Annotated in this window: 27 protein-coding genes; 20 read left to right on the forward strand and 7 right to left on the reverse strand. The window is 31.7% G+C overall.

Going from position 1 to position 25257, the window contains the following annotated elements; genetic code table 11:
- Window positions 1-10: 10 nt before the first annotated feature.
- Together A8C32_RS15290 and A8C32_RS15295 are read right to left on the reverse strand one after the other, a co-directional pair.
- Entirely contained in the window at window positions 11-328 is a 318-nt protein-coding gene (locus A8C32_RS15290; protein ID WP_069831284.1) for a hypothetical protein, read from the reverse strand.
- 15 nt (window positions 329-343) lie between these two features.
- Window positions 344-2044 (reverse strand): glycosyl hydrolase family 18 protein, encoded by a 1701-nt coding sequence (locus A8C32_RS15295; RefSeq protein ID WP_165605854.1) that lies wholly within the window; start codon window positions 2042-2044, stop codon window positions 344-346.
- 580 nt (window positions 2045-2624) lie between these two features.
- Here A8C32_RS15295 and A8C32_RS15300 point away from each other — a divergent pair.
- Complete coding sequence (locus A8C32_RS15300) at window positions 2625-3533, forward strand: IS1595-like element ISAlg2 family transposase (protein WP_069831286.1); 909 nt, start codon at window positions 2625-2627, stop codon at window positions 3531-3533.
- A gap of 159 nt (window positions 3534-3692) precedes the next feature.
- Window positions 3693-4241, forward strand: coding sequence for an ankyrin repeat domain-containing protein (locus A8C32_RS15305; protein WP_069831287.1), 549 nt, complete (start codon window positions 3693-3695; stop codon window positions 4239-4241).
- 37 nt (window positions 4242-4278) lie between these two features.
- Here the strand turns inward: A8C32_RS15305 and A8C32_RS15310 are convergent, their stop codons facing one another.
- Together A8C32_RS15310 and A8C32_RS15315 are read right to left on the reverse strand one after the other, a co-directional pair.
- Window positions 4279-5592 (reverse strand): DEAD/DEAH box helicase, encoded by a 1314-nt coding sequence (locus A8C32_RS15310; protein WP_069831288.1) that lies wholly within the window; start codon window positions 5590-5592, stop codon window positions 4279-4281.
- Between the two features lie 2 nt (window positions 5593-5594).
- Window positions 5595-6935 carry a DEAD/DEAH box helicase gene (locus tag A8C32_RS15315; RefSeq protein WP_069831289.1) on the reverse strand — a complete coding sequence of 447 codons (1341 nt, stop codon included), beginning with the start codon at window positions 6933-6935 and terminating at the stop codon, window positions 5595-5597.
- Window positions 6936-7416: 481 nt separating this feature from the next.
- Between A8C32_RS15315 and A8C32_RS15320 the strand changes: the two genes are divergently transcribed.
- From A8C32_RS15320 to A8C32_RS15345, 6 genes are all read left to right on the forward strand, one after another.
- Entirely contained in the window at window positions 7417-7719 is a 303-nt protein-coding gene (locus A8C32_RS15320; protein WP_069831290.1) for a hypothetical protein, read from the forward strand.
- Window positions 7720-7770: 51 nt separating this feature from the next.
- Window positions 7771-8040, forward strand: a complete 270-nt coding sequence (locus A8C32_RS15325; RefSeq protein ID WP_069831291.1) for a hypothetical protein — start codon at window positions 7771-7773, stop codon at window positions 8038-8040.
- Between the two features lie 72 nt (window positions 8041-8112).
- On the forward strand, window positions 8113-9279 hold the full coding sequence (locus tag A8C32_RS21160) for a zinc metalloprotease (protein ID WP_069831292.1): 1167 nt from the start codon (window positions 8113-8115) through the stop codon (window positions 9277-9279).
- Between the two features lie 5 nt (window positions 9280-9284).
- Window positions 9285-9947: a toxin-antitoxin system YwqK family antitoxin gene (locus tag A8C32_RS15335; RefSeq protein ID WP_069831293.1), complete on the forward strand. Its 663-nt coding sequence runs from the start codon at window positions 9285-9287 to the stop codon at window positions 9945-9947.
- Complete coding sequence (locus A8C32_RS15340; RefSeq protein ID WP_069831294.1) at window positions 9940-10404, forward strand: hypothetical protein; 465 nt, start codon at window positions 9940-9942, stop codon at window positions 10402-10404. Before A8C32_RS15335 ends, A8C32_RS15340 begins: the two co-directional genes overlap by 8 nt.
- A gap of 935 nt (window positions 10405-11339) precedes the next feature.
- Window positions 11340-12224 carry an ImmA/IrrE family metallo-endopeptidase gene (locus A8C32_RS15345; RefSeq protein ID WP_069831295.1) on the forward strand — a complete coding sequence of 295 codons (885 nt, stop codon included), beginning with the start codon at window positions 11340-11342 and terminating at the stop codon, window positions 12222-12224.
- A gap of 63 nt (window positions 12225-12287) precedes the next feature.
- On the opposite strand, the gene A8C32_RS15350 is transcribed toward A8C32_RS15345, so the two are convergent.
- On the reverse strand, window positions 12288-14063 hold the full coding sequence (locus A8C32_RS15350; RefSeq protein ID WP_069831296.1) for an IS4 family transposase: 1776 nt from the start codon (window positions 14061-14063) through the stop codon (window positions 12288-12290).
- Window positions 14064-14191: 128 nt separating this feature from the next.
- On the opposite strand from A8C32_RS15350, the gene A8C32_RS15355 reads away from it, so the two are divergent.
- On the forward strand, window positions 14192-14503 hold the full coding sequence (locus A8C32_RS15355) for an ImmA/IrrE family metallo-endopeptidase (protein WP_069831297.1): 312 nt from the start codon (window positions 14192-14194) through the stop codon (window positions 14501-14503).
- A 4-nt stretch (window positions 14504-14507) separates the two neighbouring features.
- Here the strand turns inward: A8C32_RS15355 and A8C32_RS15360 are convergent, their stop codons facing one another.
- Window positions 14508-14732: a helix-turn-helix domain-containing protein gene (locus tag A8C32_RS15360; RefSeq protein ID WP_069831298.1), complete on the reverse strand. Its 225-nt coding sequence runs from the start codon at window positions 14730-14732 to the stop codon at window positions 14508-14510.
- A 59-nt stretch (window positions 14733-14791) separates the two neighbouring features.
- Between A8C32_RS15360 and A8C32_RS15365 the strand changes: the two genes are divergently transcribed.
- The 3 genes from A8C32_RS15365 to A8C32_RS15375 all read left to right on the forward strand — a co-directional run bounded on the left by A8C32_RS15365 (window position 14792) and on the right by A8C32_RS15375 (window position 16556).
- Window positions 14792-14986, forward strand: coding sequence for a SymE family type I addiction module toxin (locus tag A8C32_RS15365; RefSeq protein ID WP_069831299.1), 195 nt, complete (start codon window positions 14792-14794; stop codon window positions 14984-14986).
- Window positions 14987-15200: 214 nt separating this feature from the next.
- A complete protein-coding gene (locus tag A8C32_RS15370; RefSeq protein WP_069831300.1) occupies window positions 15201-15764 on the forward strand; it encodes a nucleotidyltransferase family protein in 564 nt (187 codons plus the stop codon).
- 195 nt (window positions 15765-15959) lie between these two features.
- A complete protein-coding gene (locus A8C32_RS15375) occupies window positions 15960-16556 on the forward strand; it encodes a hypothetical protein (protein WP_069831301.1) in 597 nt (198 codons plus the stop codon).
- A 94-nt stretch (window positions 16557-16650) separates the two neighbouring features.
- Here A8C32_RS15375 and ltrA read toward each other — a convergent pair whose 3' ends face one another.
- Window positions 16651-17859: a group II intron reverse transcriptase/maturase gene (ltrA, locus tag A8C32_RS15380; protein WP_165605804.1), complete on the reverse strand. Its 1209-nt coding sequence runs from the start codon at window positions 17857-17859 to the stop codon at window positions 16651-16653.
- Between the two features lie 849 nt (window positions 17860-18708).
- On the opposite strand from ltrA, the gene A8C32_RS15390 reads away from it, so the two are divergent.
- The 8 genes from A8C32_RS15390 (at window position 18709) to A8C32_RS15425 (ending at window position 25247) form a co-directional block, all read left to right on the forward strand.
- Complete coding sequence (locus A8C32_RS15390) at window positions 18709-19206, forward strand: hypothetical protein (protein WP_069831303.1); 498 nt, start codon at window positions 18709-18711, stop codon at window positions 19204-19206.
- 47 nt (window positions 19207-19253) lie between these two features.
- Window positions 19254-19538, forward strand: coding sequence for a hypothetical protein (locus tag A8C32_RS15395; RefSeq protein WP_069831304.1), 285 nt, complete (start codon window positions 19254-19256; stop codon window positions 19536-19538).
- 114 nt (window positions 19539-19652) lie between these two features.
- Complete coding sequence (locus A8C32_RS15400) at window positions 19653-19865, forward strand: hypothetical protein (protein ID WP_069831305.1); 213 nt, start codon at window positions 19653-19655, stop codon at window positions 19863-19865.
- 182 nt (window positions 19866-20047) lie between these two features.
- On the forward strand, window positions 20048-20767 hold the full coding sequence (locus tag A8C32_RS15405; protein ID WP_069831306.1) for an HNH endonuclease: 720 nt from the start codon (window positions 20048-20050) through the stop codon (window positions 20765-20767).
- A gap of 265 nt (window positions 20768-21032) precedes the next feature.
- Entirely contained in the window at window positions 21033-22541 is a 1509-nt protein-coding gene (locus A8C32_RS15410; protein ID WP_069831307.1) for an IS1182 family transposase, read from the forward strand.
- Window positions 22542-22831: 290 nt separating this feature from the next.
- The gene (locus tag A8C32_RS15415; protein ID WP_069831308.1) at window positions 22832-23146 is read left to right on the forward strand and encodes a helix-turn-helix domain-containing protein; all 315 of its coding nucleotides are present in this window, start codon (window positions 22832-22834) and stop codon (window positions 23144-23146) included.
- Window positions 23147-24241 (forward strand): DNA cytosine methyltransferase, encoded by a 1095-nt coding sequence (locus A8C32_RS15420; protein ID WP_205635405.1) that lies wholly within the window; start codon window positions 23147-23149, stop codon window positions 24239-24241.
- Window positions 24231-25247: a restriction endonuclease PLD domain-containing protein gene (locus A8C32_RS15425; RefSeq protein WP_069831309.1), complete on the forward strand. Its 1017-nt coding sequence runs from the start codon at window positions 24231-24233 to the stop codon at window positions 25245-25247. Before A8C32_RS15420 ends, A8C32_RS15425 begins: the two co-directional genes overlap by 11 nt.
- Window positions 25248-25257 lie beyond the last annotated feature (10 nt).

Genomic DNA, 25257 nt, shown 5'->3' on the forward strand with positions numbered 1-25257 from the left:
TAATCTTTTTTTATTTTACAAATTGTGTTTTTATCGCTGCTGTTACCATTCTTGAAAAATAAATACCTACAACACTCATCCCATACAACACCCTAAATAAGGGTTGTTTATTAGTAATGATTTCTGACACTTCTTCTATATCATGTGCAATTTTTGCATTTACAATATGTACATCTGCACTTATAATATATGAAGCTGTCAATGCTATAGGAATACTAATAGCCATTATAAATAATATCCATAAAAACTCTTTAGAAACTGCTTTTTTAACAGCAGCGTATATCTTTTTAATTTTACCCGATTCTTCTTTTATGCTTTTCAAATCCATACTCCAAAGTTATATTTATGGTAAATCTTTTTGCTTTTTTTCTATCTTTTTATTTGCTAAATAATAAGCATAAGCTCCAAGTAAAAAACCAATAATTAGCATAACTATACTGTTATCTATCCATTTTAACATTCTAAAAACTATAACTGCGAATACCAGTATTATAGTAACATAATATGCTTTTAAAGACGCATTATTAAAAAATCCAGCACGGGTATTAGGGTATAGCATAGCTATTATAAAACCTAAACAGGCAAAAAATAAAATAAAAGACATGGTATATAATAAGACGGTTTTATAATTAGTTACAGTTACTAATTTTTTTTCTACCTTATTTATTTTACTACTCGGGTCTTTAAGTCCCAATGTGTTTACAATACTAGATACTATTGATGTCGATTTTTCACTATTAGCTTTTTCTCCATCTACTGGACTTCCATCGGCATTAACTAAGTCATTAGAATTACTTTCTTTAAGTGGCTTTCCTAATTCTTTACTTATAACTTCCCATATATCATTATAACCTTTATCATATCCCAACGCCCAAAGTCCTAATCCTTTCAGCTTTTTTTCTTTAATAAGTTGGGTCTTAAACACAAAACTCGAATCGTTTTCAAACCAACATTGTCTATACTGCGTTTTATCTCCTTTTACTTTATATGTACTATATGCACTTTTACTTGTAGGGTCGATATAAATAGCTTCATTCTTATCGATATTCTTTTTAATGTAACTATAGGTTCTAGCACCAATGTATTTTTTTACTTTAGATTTTAAATCTAAATTTTTTGTTTCCCATAAACTCCCATAAGTAGGCAATGCTAATATTATTTTAGAACTAGCGATATCATTATTAATATAATAGTCTACAGAAGATGTTAGGTTATATGGTTCCCAAGTTGTGCCACTTTTTAATGGAGCTACTGGTCCTGCTACGGTACTCCCCTGACCATAATAATCGTATCCCATAATAACAAATCGATCTACAGCTTGATTTATAGCTTTAAAATCTATGGCTTTGCTCCAATTTACACTGGGTAGTGTTACATAGATTTTATAATTTTTATTTGCTTTTTTAAGTCTATTAGATAGTGTTAATAAAAAACTTGTGTAGGCACTTTTCTCATTTTTCATTACACCTTCAAAATCAATACATACGCCATCTCCTTTTCTTTTAGAGATTAATGAAATAAGGTTACTTATTAAGGTATCTGTTGCATCTGCATTTTTTAAAAACACTCTATTATTCTTCTCTCCAAAATTACTAACCGTTAGCAGTATTCTTTTATTTGTTTGCTTTTGAACAGAATCAATTAACGCAGTTGTTTCCCAATCATGAATTGTAATGGCTTGTCCTGTTTTAGGGTCTACCTCATACGAGAAATAAGCAACCGTTGAAAGCAACGAGAAATTAATTTGTTTATAATAATCCTTCTCCCAATATGGATACCATCCAAAAATCTCATAATCCAATTCAAAATCTTTTGGTGTTTTAAATCTATTAGAAATAATAGAATCTACATTGGTTGCAAAAGTGGGCGCTTTATTCTTTTTTAATATTTTATGATGCTGATGTATAAATTTTCTAGCTTGTTTAGTAGAATCATTATGATTAAATATATTTTTTAAAAACTTGGCTACTTTCTTCTCTTTTTTAAAAGTTTTGGTTGTATCCTGTAAAGGAGAATAATCCTTTGTAATACTTGAAGAGTACATATTTTGTTGTACCACAAAACACATAAAAACAATTAAAAAAACACTTTTATAGTTCACTAAATTAGGTTGGGTTAAAATTAATTTGTAAGATTGAAAGATAGTTATTTTATACAAATTCTCATATATTTAGGTAGCTGAATATTTATTAAAAGCAGACTTTCTTTCTGTCAATTTAAACACCTCAATATAAATAACATACATTTTAAAAATTTTATAAAACATCACTTTAATTGTTTTTTTTATTTCAATTTACTTAAAAAAACAAGTTTCTTATAGACTTAATTACCTTGTTTATTCTTCACTTTAAAAAAAAACGTTTTTTCACACTCCTTAAATTTAACTTTTTTAACACGAATATTCTTTGGAAAATAAAATTTTATACAGCTGCAGCATCTGTCATTTTATATCTTCAAACAAGCCAATATTAAGAAATCACTACTAGAAATCGTAAAAAAACACCACAAGCACTAAATATTTACGCATAAAAGCATGAATTATTAGAATAAAGGAAAAAAATAATTGAATATCCGTAATTACTAATAATTGATTAAAAATGCTTATTTTGTTAAAAAAACAAGTCATGAATATTTTTAGTTTTACCGCCCATTTTGATAGTGAAGAAGCTTGTCGTACTCATTTTAAGCAAGAAAGAGATAAGATAGGAGTTAAATGCCAGCGTTGTGGTCATACTCATCACTATTGGATAAAGGCTGTTTGGAGCTATGAGTGCAAATCTTGTAGAGCCCGTACATCTTTGAGAAGTGGTACTATTATGCAAAATTCTAATCTATCTTTTATGATATGGTATAAGACAATGTTTTTGATGACTACTACCAAGAAAGGATTTTCTTCTAAAGAAATCCAGAAACAGCTTGGTTTAAAAAGGTATGAACCTGTCTGGGCGATGGTTCATAAACTTCGTAAAGCAATGGGTAACAGAGATGCTCGCTATACTTTAGAAGGTATGATTGAAATGGATGAAGGTTATTTTACGGTCGAATCTTCTGAAATAGAGCAACAAAAAGGAAAAAGAGGTCGTGGTGCAGTAGGAAAGCAAAACGTAATGATAATGGCAGAATCCACTCCCTTAGAAGACCCGAAAACCAACAAGAAGGATCGCCAATGTCTCTACTTTAAAGCCAAAGTGCTGACAGATCATAAGGCTGATGGTGTAAATGATACTGTTAAAGAGTCTTTAGACGAACAAAGCATTGTTTTTACTGATAAAAGTACTTCATATGTTGATATTGCTGATTTTGTAGAACTACATATTAGTGAAAAATCAGATAAACAAACTACTAAAGAGACCTTGAAATGGGTACATATTACCATAAGCAATGCCAAACGAAACTTACTTGGAAATTATCACAAAATTAAAGGCAAATACCTACAACTCTACCTAAACGAATTTGTTTACAAACTCAATCGAAGATATTTTGAGGAAAAACTATTCGATAGACTAGTAATAGCTGGAATTACTGGATTATGAGTAAAAACGGATATTCAAAAAAAATATAATTAAGATGTAGATATAATAACAATTTATAGCTTCACCCCAAATTTTGTACTTTTATAAATATATGTTAGCGGCTAAATATTAAAATTCCCTACTACAACAATCTTAAATAAAAATCGTAGAACAAATAATATGATTGAATTGCTTAAAACCTATATTCAAAATAAAGATTCTGAGAAAGCCATAGAACTAAAAAACTCATTTTCATTTCACGAAGCCATTGTATGTGGCAAAATTGAAATTGTAAATAGTTATTTTGAGAAATCGAATTCTAACTTAGTTAATACACATTCAAGCGATGGTTTTACGCCTTTATCTTTAGCAGCTTTTTTCAATCAAACAGCAATCGCTAAATTATTGATAGAAAATGGTGCAGACCCGAATTTGTCCGCAACAAATCCTTCAAAAGTTAATGCCCTTCATTCTGCAATTGCAAAAGAGCATTATGAGCTTTGTAAAATATTACTCGAAAAAGGAGCAAACGTAAATGCAACTCAAATACAAAATGTAACGGCTTTACATGCTGCGGTACACAGAGGCAATTTAACTTTAACTAAACTTCTAATTGAAAACGGGGCTTCAATCGGGTTAAAAATGGATAATGGAGATACTCCACTTATAATAGCTAAAAGAGAAGACCATAAAAACATAGTGCACTGTCTGTTGAATAAGCAAAACTAGTATACGGCATTTATAGCTAAAACATCCAAAATATCTTTTAAAGAATGGTTACACGTACTTTTTTCTTTTTTAATCGTGTATTATTCAACTTCGCAACTAATTCATTTGAAATAGTTAACGGAACAGCAACAAAAGCACAATCTTGTTTTAACTCAATAACACCTAATTGATCTTTATTTATAGCACCTTGCTTAAAAAACAACCCTGCAATGTCTCCTTTAGAAATTTTATCTTTTCTTCCTCCGGAAATAAATAATGTTTCCCAGAACTGGGGTTTATAAGGTGCTTTTTCTGAAATATTTTTGCCTTTTGCTTCTACAATAAATTCAGGCAATTGTTCTTTTTCCCATCTTAGTACATAAGCAGTACCTTTTGCATTTACACGAGCTGTTCTACCGTTTCTATGTATAAATTCTTCTTTATGTATAGGCAACTCATAATGAATAATATACTTCATTTCAGGGATATCTATACCTCTTGCTGCTAAATCTGTAGCAATTAATAGTTGACTGGTTCCATTTCTAAACTTAATTAAAGAACGTTCCCTGTCTTTTTGTTCCATGCCACCAGAAAAACAAGCATGACCAATTTTATTTTTCTTCAAAAAAGTACTCACCTGCTCAATACTATCTCTTAAATTACAAAAAACAATCCCTGGCTCGTTACCTATGTGTAGTAACAAATCTAACAACGTTTTTAACTTGTTCTTTTCTGGCGAAACCACTGTTTTAATCTCTAACTTAGATACAGTGTTTTCTTTTAAATAATTAATAGTTGTTGGTTTATCTAATCGCACAAAACTAGGAATAGTAACGCCTTGCGTGGCCGATGTTAAAATACGTTTGTTTACACTAGGTAATTGACTTATAATCCCTTTCATTTCATCCTCAAAACCAATTTCCAAAGATTTATCAAACTCATCCAATACAAGGGTTTTAATACGTGCTTTAGAAAAGCGATCGTTATTAAAATGATCTAAAATTCTGCCTGGTGTCCCTATTAATATGGCAGGAATATGCTTTATTTCAATTTTATCTTTAGACATTGGCCTACCACCATAAACCGCATTTACTTTAAAACCCGTCCCCATATTTCGAACAACTTGTTCTATTTGTATGGCTAACTCACGAGAAGGCACTAAAATTAATGCTTGTACATCGTCTATATTTTTATCTAAAGCTTTAATTAATGGCAATAAAAAAGCAACTGTTTTACCTGTACCTGTTGGTGAAAGAAGTATGGTATTTGTCGTTGTATCCATTACAGTAATCGCCTCTTCCTGCATTGGGTTTAGCGCTTGAATATTTAATTTAGCTAAAATATCCTGTTGTTCTTTAATACTATTCGACATAATTACTTCTTCTTTTTCTTTTTAGGTGCTTCCGTTTTTGATTGCCCTAAACTTGTTTGTTCTAAATAATTAGCCAATACTTTATCTACCAACTCCTCTTTAGTTAAATGATGAAATACGGTTTGTACTTTCTCTCTAAATTCCTGAGAAATAGCACGGTTTGGTTTGGTCTTAAATATTTTTTTAGCCCATAATAAGCCATTATTTTCTTCAATACTTTGAGCATCTGCTTTTTTAAATTCATTAAAAACAAGATCTAATTCATCTTCAAAATCTGCAATATCTTCAACTTCTTCTTTTTGCAAAATAGTTAAAGAAAGCCCTTTTGCTCCTGCTCTAGCCGTACGACCACTTCGGTGTACATAAGCTTCGTAGGTATCTGGTAAATGATAATTTACAACATACGACACCTCTTTAACATCAATACCACGGGCTGCTAAATCTGTAGCTACCAAAACATTAATAAAACCTTCTCTAAACTGCCCCATAATTCGATCGCGAATGCCTTGAGTTAAGCTTCCGTGAATGGCACCAGATGAAAATTTATTTATTGCTAAATTTTTCCCTAATTTATTAACTGCTGCTTTCGTTTTACAAAAAATAATACCTCTTTCCCCTTCTCTAGAATTTAAAAAATGAAGTAATACTTCCAGTTTCTCTATAGGTTCTACAACAACATATTGATGGTCTATACCTTGGTGTCCAACTGTAGACATATCTGCTTCTACTTGCTCAACATCCTTAGACATATAGTTTTGAACCAATTGTTTTATGGTTCCTGGCATAGTGGCTGTAAATAATAAAGTTTTTCTCGACTTTGGAATAGCTTTAATAATAATACCCAAATCGTCTTTTAAGGCACTTACCATTTCATCTGCTTCATCTAATACCAAATACTTTACATTTTTAACATCAATAGCACCACGCTTAATTAAATCTACTAAACGCCCTGGAGTAGCAACAACAATATGCGTAGTATCTTTTAAGCGTTCTATTTGAGGTTTTATGGGAATACCTCCACAAATTGCTGCTATAGAAACCGAAGTACTATGAGCTGCAAAAGAAACTAAATTTGTATAAATTTGTTGTCCTAACTCTCGTGTTGGAGCTAGTATTAATGCTTGCACATTTGTATTTTCTACATCAATTAACTGTAATAACGGTAATCCAAAAGCTGCTGTTTTACCTGTTCCTGTCTTTGCTAATGCAACAACATCTTTGGTTTTATTTAGTATTAACGGAATCGTCTTTTTCTGAATATCTGTTGGAACAGAAATTTGTAAATCGACTAAACTTTGAAGCAATGGTTTGCTAATTCCTAAATTGGAAAACTCCCTAGACATAAAAATAATTTTTGACAAAGATAACCACACTTTTCTTGGAAGTAATATCAATTAGCTTATAAATGATATCTATTTTAAACTTGGTATAAATTTGGTATAAACTTGTTTTTCTAGACAAAATAAAGTTATCTAAAAAAAAGTATTGGTACACAAGAACTCATCTTGACTTTTTCTATTTCCTAAAAAATGTCCAAAATGAGTTCTGTTAAAAATAGTGACTCGAATAAATATATGATCGCGTTTTAACTTACCCACCATATTATAAATTACCTATAATAAACTAATTTCATTACTAAAATTAGACATCTTTTTATGTTTATTACACTCTCTTTACATTTCGTTATATATTTAAACAAATAATGTATTAAACTACAAATAAAGAGAGATTAAACGTACTAAATAACATGCGTTTAATAGGAAATTTTCTAGATTTGTAAAAAACACCTTTTGTTAGTAACAAGACATACAAAAAATTAAAAACATGAGTTTACTATTGGTAAGAGCTTCAAAAAAATTAAGCTTAAATAAAGAAATAATGGACTCATATTGGAAATATTATAAACGAGAACAAAATTGTTTTTTCTTATCTCATCCAAATTTAGATCAAGCATCAAGACAACCTTCATCGTTTAATATAACACCTTATATCTTCAAAAAAATGAATTTTGATTATTTACTAAAAACAGACATTTTATTACTTGTATCAAGTCTCATGATTTCAATTCTACCATGTAAATCTATATTTCATATTCTTCTATCATATAATAACGACATTAAAAGGTAATCCTGTTTTGTTACACAAACACATAAACAAAAAAAATACGAGATAAAGAATATGGCAAAATCTGAATTACATTTTTTAGGACATATAATAGACCTAATAACAGTAGAAACCGATTACAACAAAATTTATGATGAACACAAAGGCATTCCTGTATTTTATAACGAAGGCGGTTTACTTAGGTTTGTTTTTAATTTAGGCGAAAACCTTCGTTTTTTAGAACGCATGACCACCATTAACTACGACTTATACAAATTAGGATATCCCGTAGATGAAGGACAAATTATTTTCTATGATGCTAACGATGATATCTCAAAAACTTAGACCTTTAAAGATGCCCCTATTGTAGATTATAAAGAAATATTTAACTCTAATGGTATTGGTATACAAGTAGAAATGATAATTTCGCCTGCCATACAAGATTATGGATGTAAAATTCACAGAAGTTGGCATTTAGCTCCAATTAAAGAAGACACGTATAAACCACCAGTATATGCCACTGAAGAAAAAGAAAAACTCCCCTTTAGAATAAACATAGATGCAAAAAATAGTGATATAAGAAACGGTATTTTTGGTTTTGATAAAATACCTAGTAACTATAGAAGTATATGTAAATCTGATATTGAAAAATTACGTCAAGAATATAAACCAATAGCAGATATTTTAGACGAAGAATACTTACCCCCTTGGTTAAGCATACGTAAAGGACAAACCGTAGAGTTGGAACTAGATTGGAAAAAGAAAAGTAGAGCAAACCAGTATTCTCAAATAGCTTTTAATACACACGCAGATTTTACCATAACTCCAACAAACTTAAAAAATGCAAATAAAATACAAATTACTTGCAACAACACCAACCCACAACCTGCACAATTACTTATAAAAGCAGACGGTACTACGGTAGGCGCCCTCAATATTTTTTACCCAAAACCTAAAACTATTGATTTAGAGTGGTTTTTTGTTGAGATTACTGGAGGAAGAGTTGATTATAGAAAACTTGACGATGAAATCAAATTATCTAGAATAACTAGTTTATTAAAAAAAGGCTTGAATCCTGCATTAATTGACGTTAATATAAAAAACGCCGTTGCCTCTACCGTTAATTTAGAATCCAAAAAAGAGTATTTTAAAACCAGTGGCATTATAAAAAAAGCAGAAAATCACCACTATATAGAAAGTAATAAAAAAGAACTTTTTGTTGCAGCATTTAATAAAGCTTATAAAGTAAATACAACTATACTTTCATTATTTTTAGTTAATAGGAGCTGCCTCACTACTGGCGCAACAGGAGAAGACGGAGGAGCTTTTAATGTTGTTGCAGGTTTTTCTCCAACTGGTACTGGCATAGCTTATGGTATTCTTGACAACGAGAACAACTTATTACCTACTGCTATAATGCACGAAATAATGCATGCTTTAGGCTTACAACATACGTTTAGCACAAAAGCTCCGCATACTTTTTTAGCAAAAAGAACCAAAAACTACATGGATTATAAAGGCAGTAAAGAATTTACCTGGAAATGGCAATGGAATAAACTCCACGCATATCCATTTTTAAAATAAATATTATGAAACTATTATACCTTTTTATTACACTACTTATTTTTTCTTGTACTTCTGTACCTAAAGATTATTTAGTAAATAATAATACTTGCAATTTCAACGATTCCATTTTTAAAATTACTAAAGACGAAATGTTTTTTGATGTTACTCGATTAAAAGGCAGAGAACTAATTGTTGTTAATAATGAGTTTTTTAAAAATAGATTTTATTCTTATGAAGATGGAGAAATAACAAACAAAAAAACTAACAAAAAACTAGATATAGGAAAGTGGATAGATTATTATTCAGATGGTAGAATTAAGTCTGTAACCTTTATATATTTGAATGGTAAAAAGGAAATAAATAAAGAAACCTATTACGACAAACAAGGTAATATCACAAAAGTTATCGATTACGAAAAAGGTTATAATATATGTTGGGCAGAAGCTATAGAAATAGTAAAACAATTAGCCAAAAGAGATATTAAAAAGTATAAGATAGACTCCTTTTATTTATCTCGAATCGACTTAAACGAATTCCCTAATTCTAATCCAGAATGGAGAGTCTCAATGAAAGGTAACGAAGCTTATAACGAAAAAGACAGAAAAAACTATATTATAGACGGAGTAACTGGAAAGTTAAATAGAACCTATACTGTAGGTCTAATATACGATAGTTTAGATGATTGAAACAAAACACAAAAATGAGAAATCTCTAATAATTTTTTTCCTAAATAAAACAGCTTACTTTTTTACTATACTACTCGTTTTTTCTTGTACTTCTGTACCTAAAGATTATCTAGTAAATAATAATACTTGTAATTACAATGACTCTGTTTTTAAGATTACTGAAAATGAATTTAATTTTGAATATAATGAGTTTGATAGTATTATAGAAGAGAAAGGTGCTTTACTCATAGAAAATGACAGTCTAATCATCGAAATACAGAAAAATTCAATTGGCAAAACCAATAAAAAAACACAATTAACAAAATGGATATTTTACCATTCAAATAAAAAAATAGAATCTATCTTATTTTTTCTAAGAAATTCAAGTCATACCGAAATAGGAAAAGAAACCTATTACGACAAACAAGGTAATATCGCAAAAGTTATCGATCACGAAAAAGGCTACAAAATATGTTAGGCAGAAGCCTTAGAAATTATAAAAAAAATAGCTAAAAGAGATATTAAAAAATATAAGATAGATACTTTTAATTTATCCCGAATCGACTTAAACGAATTCCCTGACTCTAATCCAGAATGGATAATCTCAATGAAAGGTAACGAAGCTTATAACGAAAAAGATAGTAAAAAATATGTTATAGACGGAGTAACTGGGAAGTTAAATAGAACCTATACTGTAGGTCTAATATATGATGATTTAGATGATTGAAATAAATGATCTTAATTTTTATTAATAATATATCCTTTTTTAATCGTATAATAGTCGAATATTATTCGACTATTATACGATTACATCTTAAGCTAACTACTTAGATTCATTGAAAATACATACTAACAACTATATAAAATTTTTAGTTGATTAAAAAAACTATTACATTAGTAGATCATATAGAAGATATATAGTTAATAACTATATATTTTTGTTAACATTTATTCCTCCCAAATATTCTGCAAAAAAAATCTGATCTCTAAGCGGATTTTCAAAAACCAATCTTTACGCCGACTTTTAGCCAGATTCGCAAAATGATCCCAAAAGACTTTTAAAATCTTTGCGCTGACTTTTAGCTACATTCGCAAACTGAATTCTGAAAATCACTCTGAATCCGAAAATCTGAATAAAAAGCTGCACCTAAAAATTACCGCCCATTAATTAAAGAGTGCGGTTAGCTGTTTATCAAAACGATATAACCCAAATAGTACGGCAAAATGTAATTACTCATTTCTGTCGCAACAAATGTTAACAATATGTATAAAAAATGCTTACTTTAGTAATAAACCGAATGGTAAGTGCTCCTTAGCTACTGCTGATTTTCCTAGCGGAAAATCATACGCGCTAAGTCGCACTTTTCATACATGAACCGTTGGGCGTAATTTAAAAAGACATCGTAAAAATTAATGAACACAGTAAAAATAGGAGACAAATTTGAGGACAAATCCTATGACTTGATTCAAAAAGCAATCGAGAATGATGAATTAGGGATTTCTAAAAGTTCTGCTGTTGTTCATAGACAAAAAGGGTATTATTCAAAAGATAGAGAAAAAGACATAATCTTTGATTTAGCTATAGAAATATGGCCAAAAAATGCAGAAAGATATACTCTATTATATCTTATAGAATGTAAAAGCTCTCCATCTGGTCATAATGTACCTGTTGATGATGTAGAAGAGTTTCATACTAAATTTAATCAAGTTTCTGGCGGTGCTGTGAAAGGTGTTATGATAACCGATAACAAATTTCAATCAGGAGGTTTGACTTTTGCCAAGAATAAAAGAATGATGCTAATCGAGGTAGACAAAGATGACAATCATTCAATAATTCTTCATAGAACAGAAAAAGACAAAGACGAGAAAAAAGAAGAAAAGAAAAATCCAGATGCAATTTTCTTTAATTTTATAAAAAAGGCTTTAGGATTAAAGAAAGTAAAAGGTTTAAAAAAGTTGACTGCTGAAAAAATCGAAAATTTAGCACTCCCAGTTTTACAAAAATACAATGACCTTTATTCTTCAATAAAAATTGATGATTTCATCGAACATCTAAAAACCGAATATGACTTAAAGTTTGACTTTACTCAAGATTTGGAAACTGTAAATGGAAAAAAAATCGCAGGTTTTTACGATATTGAAAACAAAGCAATTTTAATTGACAAGTCAATATTATCTTCGGAAAAGTTTCCTTTTGTGCTTGGACACGAATTGGGTCACTTTTTCCTTCATAGTGAACTTAAAGTAAATCAAGAAAGATATAATGATTTTGAAGATTCAGAATCAATCCTGTCCTAAATAAATTTACTGCATAATAAATCTACCCATTTTACAAGTCTAAGACTAAATTTAATTAAAATTTCAAAAAAGAACTCCTTGTATATATTTATTTGGAGGAGGTTGCTTTTTTAGAAACGGATTGTCGAGCCATTTGTGCAGGTCAACTTTTACAAAAAGGTTAAGTCTTATAAATGCTACTAAATTAGACAGATACCAGGGGTATTTCGCTTGTGTTTTCAACGCTTTTAAGATAAGAATTGTGATCAGAGCAGTCCAAATTTGTATCATCACGGCATTTTGTGTAGTTCCAATGAAAGATTTAATGTGTAGTTGTTGCTTTATATCTCTAAAAAATATTTCCACCTCCCATCTAGCTTTGTAGAGTTCGGTTATAGTGTTTGCTGTCCAAAACATTTGATTGGTTATGACTTCAATGGTTTGCTGGTTTTTATCGTCCCACAAGGCTACTCTTCGAAGTTTTCTTGGATATTTTTCTTTGGTTTTGTTACCAGTAAGCTCAATTATCTCGTCTTTTAGGACGTGCCCATGTCTATTTTCTGGTAATTCTAGTTCTTTGATGGTCTTGAATTTTATGTTGCTTTTATGCCTAACCACAAAATAAACACCGCTGCTGTCCCAAACATTCAACAGCGTAAAATCATTATAAAACCTATCGGCTACAATAACACTTCCTTTTAAAAGTGGAATATCGTGTGCCCCCTTATTATCAGCTGTTTTTCCATCCGTTATATTTACATAAGCGGGTAAATGCCCATCATAATCAAGCAAAGTATGCATTTTTACCGCTCCTTTTTTGGTTTTATATTTTGCCCAATCAAATAAGCTTAAACATAGGCTTATCGTAGTAGCATCCAACAAGAAAATCTTTGATTTTATTTTAAATTTAGTCCGATTCATTTGAGCCTGCTGTCCTAGACTTTTCAAAAGCACATAGTAGTAATCTCTAAAAAGTTCCCAACTCCTGTTTTTATTCTGATAGCTGTTTGCTGTCCAAAACATTTGATTGGTTATGACTTCAATGGTTTGCTGGTTTTTATCGTCCCACAAGGCTACTCTTCGAAGTTTTCTTGGATATTTTTCTTTGGTTTTGTTACCAGTAAGCTCAATTATCTCGTCTTTTAGGACGTGCCCATGTCTATTTTCTGGTAATTCTAGTTCTTTGATGGTCTTGAATTTTATGTTGCTTTTATGCCTAACCACAAAATAAACACCGCTGCTGTCCCAAACATTCAACAGCGTAAAATCATTATAAAACCTATCGGCTACAATAACACTTCCTTTTAAAAGTGGAATATCGTGTGCCCCCTTATTATCAGCTGTTTTTCCATCCGTTATATTTACATAAGCGGGTAAATGCCCATCATAATCAAGCAAAGTATGCATTTTTACCGCTCCTTTTTTGGTTTTATATTTTGCCCAATCAAATAAGCTTAAACATAGGCTTATCGTAGTAGCATCCAACAAGAAAATCTTTGATTTTATTTTAAATTTAGTCCGATTCATTTGAGCCTGCTGTCCTAGACTTTTCAAAAGCACATAGTAGTAATCTCTAAAAAGTTCCCAACTCCTGTTTTTATTCTGATAGCTCAAAGTAGATTTTGATGGGGCTTTGAGCATACCTAAATGATTCAGATTACCTGTTGCTGAGCGTAAACCATTACTTATATCACGTACAGATTGGCTATTAGCAAATTGACAAAACAACATTGAAACCAAGTGAGACCAGCTAGTAAAACCTTTTTGATGTTTATCACTTTGGTGAGAATTAACTAGTTTTTTGAATCTTGATTTATCTAGTTTACTGATTATTTGAGAAAACAAAGTTATATTTAGCATCGGAGAAAGGTTTTTTTGTGTTCCACCACAAAGGTAACTTTGAGGAACAAATTTCCCTTTCTCTTTTTTTAAACGTTTAGGACGCTATTTATTCAGAATATGATTTTTTTACCGATAGACATAATTTAGTGAATGATAGAAATTGGATTGAATGGCAAGCAAATAAGTTTGCAATCGCTTTATTCTTACCAAAAATTTTATTTCTTCCACACTTAATTGCTTATCGAACAAGTATTGGAATTAGCCGACCTGAACATATTTACCTAGACGAACAAACTATAAACAAGCAGGATTATTACAAAACAGTTGATTATTTATCGGACTATTTCGGAATTAGTAAAACATCTGTGAAATATCGAATTGAAGAGCTTAATTTAATAACTTATGCTAAACCAAAAGATGATATGCGAAGTGTCATAAGAAGAACGTTTTTTGAATAAACTTTTAATCAATTTCTAAAAGTTTATTTATTGATATTTCTAACCCATTAGAAATTTTAATTAAAGTAAGTAATCTTGGGTTTGTTTTACCGTTCTCAATCATATATAACTGAGTTCGACCAATCTCACAATCAAAAGCAAATGACTTTTGGTCAATGCCCTTTTCTTCTCTCAACTGCTTAATTTTAGCACCTAACTTTTGAAAATATTTTAATTCTTTCGTGTTCACTATACCGAATATCCGTAAATTATTTATATATTGTGTTCGGAATAACGAACACGTATTTAATGAGCCAATTTAGAAAGCTAAAGATTTATAAAAAATTCCAGCCTCGAGAATGGAAATATATTCCCGTTCCTGAAATCCGACTTGAGGGAAGATGGCTAAAAGAACTCGGATTTGAAATCGGAAAAGAAATTGAAATTAAGCAACAAAAAAATAAACTGACTATTACTCTGACTGACAAAAAGAATGAAAAATAACTACGCCCAACAAGGTATAAAAAACATAGGGCATTTAGTGATAACTGAAAGGTCTGTGATTATTTGCAAAGTCGCCAAATATAAAATTTGGCGTTTAAGACAAAAAAGATAAAAGCAAAATATTATATTTGGCTAAGTACCAATCCGAAACGACAGTGCTTATCATCTGCCCTACGTTTCTTATACTTAACGTTGTAGCCAATTATCCAAAAAAATGCCCGAAAAGTTAGAAAATAAACTAATCCATATTATTGAAAGTGATAAATGGATGACTAACATTTTAAAAATAGTCAGAGATTTAAACCTAAAAGATTGTTGGATTGGAGCTGGTTTTGTTAGAAATAAAGTTTGGGACGAAAAACACGGAAAAGACAGATCCGAACTTAATGATATTGACATAATATTTTTTGACAAATCAAATTTGACCAAAAAGTTTGACTTAGAAATAGAATGCAAACTGAGAAATCTGAATCCTAAGCTAAATTGGTCTGTTAAGAATCAAGCAAGGATGCATATTAGAAATGGACACAAACAATATGCTGATTGTAACAAGGCGATTTCCTTTTGGCCTGAAACAGCTACTTCAATAGCTGTAAGATTGAATTTCAAAAACAAAATTGAGTATATCGCACCTTATGGATTAGAAGATTTATTTAATCTCTTAGTTGTACCAACACCGAAGTTTGATTTGACTATTTACAAGAATAGAATTGAAAAGAAAAACTGGAAAGATAAATGGAACGAATTAGAAATAAAAACTGGCTACAACAACGGCTAAAGTTAATGTGGGCTTGAGGCTTTATTCGATGTTTTGTGTATATTTACTAAGTCGCTAAATCCTTTTCGATTTAGCTTTTGACAACAAAATTAAAAACTAAACAAAAAGGCTTCAGCTTAGTGCGTGCTCGAAAATCTCTGATTTTCTTACCCCACACTAACCTTAAGCCAAAACCGTTGTGCGCAAGCTGAGAAAATGAACAGAATAACAATAATATTATTGATTTTTGGGCTTTTAAGTTGTAAAAGTGAAAGTCAAAAAAAGGAAATGGAAACACAAAACTTGGATTTGGAAACTTTAGCGTTTGAGGGAATTAGGATAGACTTTCAATTCAACTCTGACAAGCCGACTTTCGGAGATTTGTTTTTAATTGTTGGATTTGAAAATCCTGACCGACTTCCTAACAGTAGAGAATTTGAAAAACTCGCTGAATTGGAATTTGAACAAGTGGATGACTATTTTGGAATCAAAAATAAAACTGAGATTGGAGATGATGTCAAAATTTGGCTATTTCCAATCATAAATGGAGAAGAAGTTTATCATAACAAAGGACCTTTCGATGCTATTCGAATAACCTATGGTGTGTTACGGAATGACCAAAAAACGGCTGAACTTTATGAAAAAATATTTCACTCAATAAACTCAAATCTTGATGTGACACCAATGTTTGAGGGAAAACGGATTGAAAATTTTGGAGAAATAAATAAAATAATAACCAAAACCATTGAATATTGTAAAGCGGAACTTAAGGTAGAACCTGGTTCTGATAAAGCTTTACAACTTGATTGGTAAAAGTCGAGTAGGTAAAGGGGAATCTCACCCCTAAACCTCTCACAGAACCGTACGTGATAGTCTCCCATCATACGGCTCTTCTTAACAAGTCAAGTCAAGGTGTAAATCCATATTGCCAATGTACAAACATATTTGGGTACTGCTTAGCAGTTTCCTGTAACCATTTGTAAGCTGCAAACCAATGTTTACGCCTAAATCTCCGATATTTGTTGCGTACCCATTTTGCAAGTCGCTTATTCAGGAAACGGAACACATAATGTAATTCACTCATTCTAACTTTACCGTAATAATGAATCCAACCCCGTACTTTATCTGCTATAATGCCTGCCAAATCTAACAGGCGTAAGTGAACCATACGATGGAGTTTCATCTTAAACAAGGTTTGATTGATACGTTTCTGACTCGTACGACTAATAGATGGTGTAAAACCCAAATGAAAATTACCAAAGTAACCCTTTACCATTCGTGGCTTAAATGTAAATCCTAGAAAATCGAATGTTACATAATGAACCTTAAATGGGGGATGCTTCTTTTGGTTGCGTTTGCAATAAACGATATTGCTTTTACCCGATTTTATCTCCAATTTACATTGGAATAATCGAGCTTTTACCGCTTCCAAAGTCCGCAGGGCTTGTTTGAAATTATCGCAATGAATAATAATATCATCTGCATAACGCTCAAACTTTACTTCGGGATGGTGCGTTTCTATCCAACTATCAAAAACTATATGCAGGAAGATGTTTGCCAGTAATGGACTGATTACTCCTCCCTGTGGGGTGCCTTTGATTCGTGGATGTATTGTGCCATCTTTCTTCTGGACTGATGCTTCCAACCAACGTTTTACATACAAGTGAATGTGCTTCTTCTTGGTAAAATGACCTAATGCCTGAAGCATCAATGTGTGGTCTATATCATCAAAAAAACTCTTGATGTCCAAATCAATTGCCCAATCCATCTCCATACAGTTTTTCCTGCATTGTTTAATGGCATGATGCGATGATTTACCTGGACGATAACCAAAGGAATTTTTACTAAATTGTTTATCCACAATCTGTTCTAATTCCTCTCGAATTACCATTTGAGCCGTTCGGTCTTGCACCGTTGGAATACCTAGCTTCCTTATACGACCATCTGTTTTGGGTATCTCTACCTCGCGTACAGGTTTTGGAAAATAACTACCACTTGCCAATCTATTCCATACAGGATACAAATATTTAATAGGGCGTGATTGCACTTCTCTAATTGATAAATCATCAACTCCTGATCCGCCTTTGTTACTGCGTACCTTTTTAAAGGCTTCCATTACCTGTCGCTTTGATATCGGTTGCGACTTTTGTTTCTCCTTGAAAATCATCCTAAAAAAAAAAAAATCTTAGTTGTAATACAAATTAAAACTGTTAAGTCAGCCCCTTCGCTCCATATCCATTACAAATACTTCTTCACTACTACGGGCTAATCCGCCACTAAATAATAGTATCGCTACTTTCTTCCTTGCCCTTCGGGGTTATGGAATTTTTGCACTATTATTTAGCTTCTCCTGTTCCGTAATTGAGCCATCTAGTAAACCTCCTGCCCTCTTTATGCCGATTGCCACTTGACCAATACATAGGTTACTCCCGTCAAGTTCTCTCTCGCAAGACCGCCCATCCCTCGATTTTGACAATACTAAAGTTGTTTACGACACTTCTACAAGGGTTAAATCTCTTCTCTTTCAGCTTCTTTACTCCCACCATAGCATACTACTCATAATACAAAAATGGTAGCGCCTTTTACCTTATCGCTCAAGACCAACCCGTGAAAAGCAAGCCCCATAAGGCGGTTTGACTGATATGCCTAACATCCCAGTCGAGAGACCAATTCTCATTTTCTTTTTCTTTGTGTGAGTCCTTCTTGATTTTCTTTATCAAGCTCGTTCCTGAAAAAAAATGAGCCTCTCATCTCAATTACAGTTTGTTGCTCATAATCTATTTTACTAAATTGTTTCCCGAAGCAACGCAGGACACACAGCCAGCGCACAACAACGGCTATAAATAATTGCTTGTTCTTGCCTACTTCTGAAAATCCTCGCGGATTTTCAGTTTGGTGCGTACTTGCAAAGTTAAGTGCTAAACCACGCAACTATTCATAGCCCAACCGTTAGCAATAATTATAAATGCACAAAATTCTGGATTTAATAAATAGTTCTAATACACCTATCAAGGTCTCTTTAAATCCAGAGCCATATGCTAAAATAAATAACTGCTTTTATAATGTTGAAGATAAAATTTCTAAAGATAAAGGTGATATTATTTATGGATGGAAACTTCACGAGACAGTTTATTTACAAGAAGCGGAAAGACATGCTATATGGAAATCTCCTGAAGGATATTTATTAGATATAACTCCCGACCCCAATTATAATACAGAAATTTTATTCTTAGAAGAAGATGGTGATTGGATGTTTGATGGTAGCTATAACGGAAATTTAAAAGTAAATAACACTGATAATCCTCTAATAGACGATTTAATTTTGGTTGACAAAACCATTACTAGTCTTTGGAGAAAAGGGAATAGAATTTCAAGAACACACATTAATGTACCTGACATTGCATTAAAATTTATTAATGATTTAGAATCACTAGTGTCCGATAAAAAAAGCCTCAATTTTTGAGGCTTTTTTTGTATACTGTCGTTTAAATCTCTCACCAAATAAACGACATGAGTAAAAGTAGTAATTTTTTCGGACAGCCGATTTTTAGTCAACTAATAAATCTTTTACCTAAAGACAACATAGATTTGATTTTCATAAGTAAAAACGGAGACCTAATTGAAGTAAATAAGATTGAAAAACCAGTTTATATCCAAACTTTTTCAAGAAGAAATGGACAGTGTAATAGAGAACTTGAATCTCTGAATATTTTAGCTGAAAAATATAAAGGAACTGTTGAATTTATTCTTTTAATTAATAAAGACCATGAATCAAACCCAATGTGTCAAAGTTGAATATATAGAGCAAAATCTCCTGATGATTGTAAATCAAATGAATATAACGAAAACATAAATATTGTTTACTTCAATGATGAGGATTTAACAAATCTAAAAGATGGTTACGGACAGATGATTTACGGAGTAAGAAATACAGAATACCCAACTTGTTACTATATAAATAGAGATAAAACTATATTTAAAATTACTACTATAGAAGATATAATTGTAGAATCAAATATAATATCTTCAAAAGACGAATCCCTAAATGACAGAGAATTAAGCAAAAAGAGTTTTGAAAATAGAGTTCCTAAAATATTTGAGGAATTTGTAGATAAAAACTAATGGTAACAATGTATAAGAAAACATAGGGCTTTCGTGCTTAACCAAGAGGTGTGTGTTTATTTGCTAAGTCGCCAAATATAAAATTTGGCGTTTATAGTAAAAAAGATAAAAGCAAAATATTTATATTTAGCTAGGTTATAAACCGAAACGAAAGTGCTTATCAACTATTAAAAACGAAAAAATTGAATAATAATCTTGTAATTGGAGATAGATACGATGGAGTGCTTTTGGAAACAATTAAAGGCTCATCTAGACCACGAGTCCGACCACTAGAATATTTTGACCAAGGTATTCGAGTAGAATTTCCAAGACGTTTGAGGGAAGAAAACCCTTTAGGTACAAGATTTAGAGCTGATGTAAAAGTTTCTCAAAAAACTCGAAATGGAAAACCTTTTGGAAGTCCATATTTAGTAGCAACTGATAGTAGTATTGTAAAATTAGATTACAAACCTACGAAGTCAATAAAAGCTATCAAGTTGAATACAGCAAGTGATAGAGCTTATGAATACATTGAGAAAGAATTCAAGACGGAACCAAAGCTTATCAAATTTTCTGATTTTAGAGAAAAAGCATATGCAAATTCTATCGACGAACCAGAGAAAACTACATCATTAGTATCAAGTTCAAATCGTTCTGATATCATAAAGACTTATGCCCTATCTAGAGCCAATGGAAAATGTGAATCTTGTGATAATGACGCCCCATTTTTAAAAAGAAACGGACAACCCTATTTGGAAGTTCATCATATAATTGAGTTAAGCCAAGGAGGAAGTGATTCACCAAAAAATGTGGCCGCTATTTGTCCAAATTGTCACGCACGTGTAACACACGGACAAGATGCGCAAGAATTTAATAATGAACTAAAGGACAAGATAGAAAATCTTGAGGCTGAATTAGAATAAAAAACTGTACACAACACGGTGTATAAAACATAGCTAATAAGTGCTTAATCGAAAGGTTTGTGTATATTTAGAAAGTCCGCCAAATTTTTAATTTGGCTTTTTAAAAGAGAAAAATTAAAAACAAAATATAAAAATTCGGCTCTGTGTTAAACTGAAAATGTAGTGTCTTTTTGCATGCTACGTTTCATACACAAGTCCGTCAGACTGTCTAATAACTTATCCTATTTTCTTAGGTAAATATTTCGTTTTTTCGTATCTTAATGTTATGAAATTCATCCTAGGAAAAGACCGAAAACAGACCTGCCTTTTTCCTGTTTCTCTTGAAGATTCCATCGAACAAGAAAATAGCGTGAGGTCAATAGATCAATTTGTAGATTCACTTGACTTGAGCGAACTTGGTTTTCGTTCAGTTTTTACAGAAAATGGACCGCCTGCTTACAATCCATCTGTCTTACTAAAACTATACATTTATGGCTACATGAACCGCGTGCGTTCTTCAAGGCAATTGGAAAAAGAATGCAAACGAAATATTGAAGTGATATGGCTTTTAGAAGCTCTAACTCCTGACCATAATACTATTAGCAATTTTAGAAAAGATAATGCCAAGGCCATTAAAAAAGTGTTTTTTGCTACCGTTAAAATAGCTCGAAATTTTGGACTCATAGGTGCAACATTGGTTGCTGGAGATAGCACCAAACTCAGAGCGCAGAACAGTAAGAAGAACAATTTTAACCAAAAAAAAATCGGGCGCCATCTAGATTATATTGATAATAAACTGCAACAGTACAATAAAGCACTCGAGCAAAGTGATAGCGACAGTGAAAAGCAAGAAATAAATAAAGATATCGACAAACATAAAGGACGCAGAGAACACTATAAGCAACTTGAAAAAGAACTAATAGAATCAGGAGAACCACAGATATCAACCTCGGATCCTGATAGCAAGCACTTAATAATACGTAATAACATTACTGAAGTTGCCTACTGTGTTCAGACCACTGTAGATGCAGATTACAACATCCCTTTTGATTACCTAGTAACCAACACGAATGATTCCAAAGCAATGGGACAGATGCTACGTAGAGCAAAATCTATCTTACACACCAATACATTTACCGCACTTTATGATAAAGGTTATCACACAGGAAGTGAATTCTGCACAGCCAATCAATTAAATATAAAAACACTGGTTGCAATACCTGGAATTGGGAGAGCCTCACAAGCTCCAGACCCAAACTACAACTCTGAACATTTTAAATACAATAAAGAAAATGACACCTATATGTGTCCACAGGGAAATATTCTTAAGAGTAATGGAAGCACTTATAAAGGAAGAAACTATAGATTTAAACAGTACAAAACAAATCAATGTAAATCTTGCCCCGTGAGGGACTTATGCACAACTTCTAAAGTAAATGGAAAGGTAATACAGCGCAGTGAATTTCAAAAATACATAGAAGAAAATGCGCAACAAGTTTTAAAAAATCCCAAGGCATATAAAAAAAGACAAGCTATTGTAGAACACCCTTACGGAACCATAAAACGACAATGGGGCTTTAGCTATATCTTAACTAAAAAAACAATGCAAAGAGCAAGTGCTGATGTAGGGTTTATGTTCATAGCATATAACCTGAAAAGAATATGGAACATAATGAAAACAAAGAAACAAACGCTTTTTAGAGCTATAAATATTGGTATGTTGTCTGTATTAGATTTTTTAGGAGTTCTAGCTCTTTATTCTAGTCTTTATCAAAAAAAGCAAATTGCTATGTAATAAGTGTAGTAAAAAAAAGTATTTTAGTACGAACTATTAAAAAACACGGAGGTTATTAGACGAACTGCCGTTACCTGTAATGCCGAAAATCGTGCTTCCATTGAACATTTGAACTAAAAAGTCCACCGCGAAAACAGCACATTTATTTTTTGCTAACTCGAAAAGCCAACGCTGAAAAAATAAAAGAGCTGTTTTTTTATCCAACGCTCGAACAAATTCAAACTGAATTACTTGTTATCTTAAATTTGACAAACTATATTTGACACTTATTGTCAAGTAACAATTTTCAAATGGAAACAATCGGACAAATTTTACGTAATAAAAGACAAAATCTAGGGCTTCTTTTAAGGCAAGTTTCAGCTTATCTTGATATTGACCAAGCAATATTGAGCAAAATCGAAAGAAACGAGCGAAAACCGACAAAAGAAATGTTGGAAAAGTTAGCTGAAATTCTGAAACTTGATAAGGATGAACTTTTAATTCAGTTCATTAGTGACAAAATTGCTTATGAAATTGCAGATGAAGATTGTGCTAGTAAAGTTCTAAAAGTTGCCGAAAAAAAAATAAAGTATCTAAAATCAAATCCAATACCAAAACTAACATAGATGAGTACGGAAATACAAAATATGAGCATTGCCAAAGAACCACAATTAAGGATGTATTCACCACCAATTGATAACTCAAAAAAACAATCAAAGGAAAAAGAAAAAATTGATGTTATATCACTTTTTTCGGGCTGTGGAGGAATGGACTTAGGATTTGATAAAGCTGGTTTTAATATAAAATGGGCTAATGATATTGAAAAAAGAGCTTGTGAAACCTATGCAAAAAATATTGGAGACCACATTGTCTGTGGAGACATAACTGAATTAGATTATTCTCAAATACCAGATGCAGATTTAATACTTGGAGGATTTCCTTGTCAAGATTTTTCTATGATTTGGAAAAGAGGTGGAATAACGACAGACAGAGGTAATTTATACCAAAACTTTGTTGAAATAGTTTCTCAAAAACAACCTTTAATGTTTGTTGCAGAAAACGTAAAAGGAATTTTGACTGCTAATAAGAAAAAAGCAATAAAGACAATAATTAAAGATTTTTCAGAAACAGGAGATTACGGTTATAATACAACTGCACATTTAGTGAATTTTGCAGAATATGGAGTAGCTCAACTTCGTCAAAGGGTATTAATTATTGGAGTAAGAAAAGATTTAGATACATTTTTTGACATACCAGCACCAACAAATGACGCAGACAACTATTTATCTGCTAAAGAAGCTTTGAAAGGAGTAAAAAAAGTAAAACATAACAACGAGCATCAAAACATTCAAGCTGGTACTATTGAAAAATTAAAGCTAATTCCACCAGGAGGTAATTTTACTGACATACCAAAAGATTCACCACATTATGTAAAAGGAATGATTTCGCACGTTTATCGCAGACTGCATCCTAACAAACCGTCAACTACAATTATTGCGGCTGGTGGTGGTGGAACTTGGGGATATCATTATGATGAACCAAGACCGTTAACCAACAGAGAAAGAGCAAGATTATTTGGTTATCCAGACGATTTTGTATTTGAGGGCACTATTACAGAAGTGAGAAAACAAATTGGTAATTCTGTTCCACCTTCAGGTATTTACCCTTTTGCAAAACAGATTAAAACATTTTTAGAAAACATCAAGGTCAATGCACACTAATATCCAAAAATACGGAGGCGACTTTCGGAATGTTTTAGATAAAGAATTTAAGACGTCAAATAATATTACTGTTGCATCAGGTTACGCTTCACTTGACGTGATTAATGCTTTTGAAAAACCATTTATTGAAATTGCAAAAAAAGGCGGTACATCAAGATTGCTATTAGGAATGGCATTTTATGAGGGATTGGGTCAAAAAAAGTTGAAAGCAGTAACAAAATTGAATGAATCTTTAAAAGCCTACAACAAAAACTCAGGTGTGTTTGTGACTAACGGCAGAAGATACCACGGTAAAGTATATCAATTTGATAAAGATGTAACATCAAATATCTATGTTGGTTCATCAAATTTTTCTGCAAGTGGTACTAAAGGAAATATTGAATGTACTGTACCAATATTAGATGATAATCAAAAAGTAAATCTAATAGCTTTTTTAAATGACCTTTATTCACCATCCTACTCGATATCAATTGACCAAGCGGATATAACAGTTCCTGGTAAAAAGAAAATAGTTCTTGATAAAGTAGAAAGACTTTGGACTAGTTTAAAAACTTATGACTCTTCTTCAATTTCTTTAGCAAAACTACCAAAATTTGTTTTCCCATTAGACCGAGTTGCCGAAAAGGAAAAATCAAACCTAAATGTTTATTTTGGAAAAGGTAGATGGAGTCGGTCAACTGGTAAAGTTAAACCAAGACCTTGGTACGAGATAGAACTGATTGCTAGTAACGATTTGAATTCTCAACAATTTTATCCTAAAGGAGATTTTCTTGCTTATACTGATGATGGTTTGATTATACCAATGAGGACTCAAGGAGACTATTATAAAAACATTCGTTCAAAAAATAGTTTACAGATTTTTGGAATATGGCTAAAGGGAAAACTAGAGACAAGCGGAGTATTAAAAAAGTACGAACCTGTTACATTGGAAACCTTGGAAGAGTACGGAAATGATAAACTGACTTTCTATAAATTTGAAGAAGGTAAATACTATATGACCTTTTAAGCCAACGCGC

The organism is Flavivirga aquatica (assembly GCF_001747085.1).
Taxonomy (GTDB): Bacteria; Bacteroidota; Bacteroidia; order Flavobacteriales; family Flavobacteriaceae; genus Algibacter_C; species Algibacter_C aquatica.

Excerpts from the sequence above, each read along its gene's own strand:
- A8C32_RS15290 (WP_069831284.1), bottom strand. The coding sequence starts at position 328 with ATGGATTTGAAAAGCATAAAAGAAGAATCGGGTAAAATTAAAAAGATA.
- A8C32_RS15295 (WP_165605854.1), bottom strand. The coding sequence starts at position 2,044 with ATGTACTCTTCAAGTATTACAAAGGATTATTCTCCTTTACAGGATACA.
- A8C32_RS15300 (WP_069831286.1), top strand. The coding sequence starts at position 2,625 with ATGAATATTTTTAGTTTTACCGCCCATTTTGATAGTGAAGAAGCTTGT.
- A8C32_RS15305 (WP_069831287.1), top strand. The coding sequence starts at position 3,693 with ATGATTGAATTGCTTAAAACCTATATTCAAAATAAAGATTCTGAGAAA.
- A8C32_RS15310 (WP_069831288.1), bottom strand. The coding sequence starts at position 5,592 with ATGTCGAATAGTATTAAAGAACAACAGGATATTTTAGCTAAATTAAAT.
- A8C32_RS15315 (WP_069831289.1), bottom strand. The coding sequence starts at position 6,935 with ATGTCTAGGGAGTTTTCCAATTTAGGAATTAGCAAACCATTGCTTCAA.
- A8C32_RS15320 (WP_069831290.1), top strand. The coding sequence starts at position 7,417 with ATGAGTTTACTATTGGTAAGAGCTTCAAAAAAATTAAGCTTAAATAAA.
- A8C32_RS15325 (WP_069831291.1), top strand. The coding sequence starts at position 7,771 with ATGGCAAAATCTGAATTACATTTTTTAGGACATATAATAGACCTAATA.
- A8C32_RS21160 (WP_069831292.1), top strand. The coding sequence starts at position 8,113 with ATGATAATTTCGCCTGCCATACAAGATTATGGATGTAAAATTCACAGA.
- A8C32_RS15335 (WP_069831293.1), top strand. The coding sequence starts at position 9,285 with ATGAAACTATTATACCTTTTTATTACACTACTTATTTTTTCTTGTACT.
- A8C32_RS15340 (WP_069831294.1), top strand. The coding sequence starts at position 9,940 with ATGATTGAAACAAAACACAAAAATGAGAAATCTCTAATAATTTTTTTC.
- A8C32_RS15345 (WP_069831295.1), top strand. The coding sequence starts at position 11,340 with ATGAACACAGTAAAAATAGGAGACAAATTTGAGGACAAATCCTATGAC.
- A8C32_RS15350 (WP_069831296.1), bottom strand. The coding sequence starts at position 14,063 with ATGCTAAATATAACTTTGTTTTCTCAAATAATCAGTAAACTAGATAAA.
- A8C32_RS15365 (WP_069831299.1), top strand. The coding sequence starts at position 14,792 with ATGAGCCAATTTAGAAAGCTAAAGATTTATAAAAAATTCCAGCCTCGA.
- A8C32_RS15370 (WP_069831300.1), top strand. The coding sequence starts at position 15,201 with ATGCCCGAAAAGTTAGAAAATAAACTAATCCATATTATTGAAAGTGAT.
- A8C32_RS15375 (WP_069831301.1), top strand. The coding sequence starts at position 15,960 with ATGAACAGAATAACAATAATATTATTGATTTTTGGGCTTTTAAGTTGT.
- ltrA (WP_165605804.1), bottom strand. The coding sequence starts at position 17,859 with ATGGAAGCCTTTAAAAAGGTACGCAGTAACAAAGGCGGATCAGGAGTT.
- A8C32_RS15390 (WP_069831303.1), top strand. The coding sequence starts at position 18,709 with ATGCACAAAATTCTGGATTTAATAAATAGTTCTAATACACCTATCAAG.
- A8C32_RS15395 (WP_069831304.1), top strand. The coding sequence starts at position 19,254 with ATGAGTAAAAGTAGTAATTTTTTCGGACAGCCGATTTTTAGTCAACTA.
- A8C32_RS15400 (WP_069831305.1), top strand. The coding sequence starts at position 19,653 with ATGATTTACGGAGTAAGAAATACAGAATACCCAACTTGTTACTATATA.
- A8C32_RS15410 (WP_069831307.1), top strand. The coding sequence starts at position 21,033 with ATGAAATTCATCCTAGGAAAAGACCGAAAACAGACCTGCCTTTTTCCT.
- A8C32_RS15415 (WP_069831308.1), top strand. The coding sequence starts at position 22,832 with ATGGAAACAATCGGACAAATTTTACGTAATAAAAGACAAAATCTAGGG.
- A8C32_RS15420 (WP_205635405.1), top strand. The coding sequence starts at position 23,147 with ATGAGTACGGAAATACAAAATATGAGCATTGCCAAAGAACCACAATTA.
- A8C32_RS15425 (WP_069831309.1), top strand. The coding sequence starts at position 24,231 with ATGCACACTAATATCCAAAAATACGGAGGCGACTTTCGGAATGTTTTA.